Here is a 1,202-nt window from a genome sequence, read left to right on the forward strand (position 1 = left end):
ACCAACTCATCCACGGGAGCAAGCTTAAAAGCTAGGATATCTAGGAGCCGTGTGAGGCGAAAGTTTCATGCACGGATTTGAAGGAGAGGTGCCCTAGGGTAATACCTAGGCATCGACTCTAACCTATCAATGATGCAGGTTGGTATCAATTTAGAAAATGGTTAGAGCACTTTGGTAAGAAGTTTGGTAGAGTCACTGTTGCAGTGAATCCTGCCTATACAAGCCAAAACTGTTCCGAGTGCGGCGAAGTGGTCAAAAAGTCACTATCGACTAGAACTCACGTCTGTGAATGTGGCTGTGAATTAGACCGTGACCACAACGCTGCAATCAATATTCTGAATAGAGCCTTGGGTACGGTGGGGCACACCGGAACCTGGGTTATAGACCCGAACTCTTCAGGAGATCTGGCCTCTACTGTTCTTGATTCCGGTCAGGAACAGCCACGCTGGGTCGTTGAGTGAAGAATCCCCGCGTCTAATGACCGGGGAGTGTCAACTTCCCAAGAGTAAGCACAAGTAAGCCGTAGACCACGCCAAAGGCGAAGGCGAACAAACCATGAGCGACTGCATCAAGACGGCAAGAGGTAAAAAATCCTGTGTACCTCATTAGGATAGAAAGCGCTATATCCCTCTTCTGTCACTCTCCGAAAACTTTTGCCATTTCGCGCATTCTAGAACCTTTGTATATCAAGCGATAGCCAGCTTTTTTATGAGTATAAATTCATGAGAGTGCTAAAATTTTCAAAATGTCATCATCGAACGCTGTATTGCTTAATATACCTTGTTTGTAGAAAGTCTTAATAATAGGAAAAACCGGAGAGTGACAGAAGAGGGATATTATTCAGTTATAAAAAAACCGTCAAACCCTCTTCCCGACTGCCGACTGCCGACTGCCGAACGGATTTGTTACAAAAGTTGTTAAAATATGTTATAATAAAAGATTATTTTATGTTATTATAAAAATGTGGCCGTTGTGCGACGTGAAAGCGTCTGAATGAATCGAAACCTGAAATGGTTTTCTGAGGAGTGCATCCCTCAGCCTGCCGAGATGAGAGGGGAAGAGTAATCGGAACCTGTGTGCAGATTCTCGATAAAATCCTGAAAAGGAATGGTGGTATAAAGTGTAGTCACAACATTTGAACTGCTCGCAGGAAGACTGACAATGGTTAACGAAAGTGAACGTTTGCCGCCTCGTTACATTTA

1 protein-coding gene and 1 pseudogene are annotated in these 1,202 nt (G+C 44.1%); one reads left to right on the top strand and one right to left on the bottom strand.

Annotated features, from left to right (window positions below; translation table 11 throughout):
- Nucleotides 1-125 precede the first annotated feature (125 nt).
- Nucleotides 126-519, top strand: a pseudogene (locus F6K46_RS39870) (transposase); the annotation flags it as partial.
- On the opposite strand, the gene F6K46_RS39875 reads toward F6K46_RS39870, so the two are convergent.
- On the bottom strand, nucleotides 475-606 hold the full coding sequence (locus F6K46_RS39875) for a hypothetical protein (RefSeq protein ID WP_293069078.1): 132 nt from the start codon (nucleotides 604-606) through the stop codon (nucleotides 475-477). The pseudogene F6K46_RS39870 and the gene F6K46_RS39875 sit on opposite strands and share 45 nt — an antisense overlap.
- Nucleotides 607-1,202 lie beyond the last annotated feature (596 nt).

It is taken from the genome of Moorena sp. SIO3E8, assembly GCF_010692445.1.
GTDB lineage: Bacteria > Cyanobacteriota > Cyanobacteriia > Cyanobacteriales > Coleofasciculaceae > Moorena > Moorena bouillonii.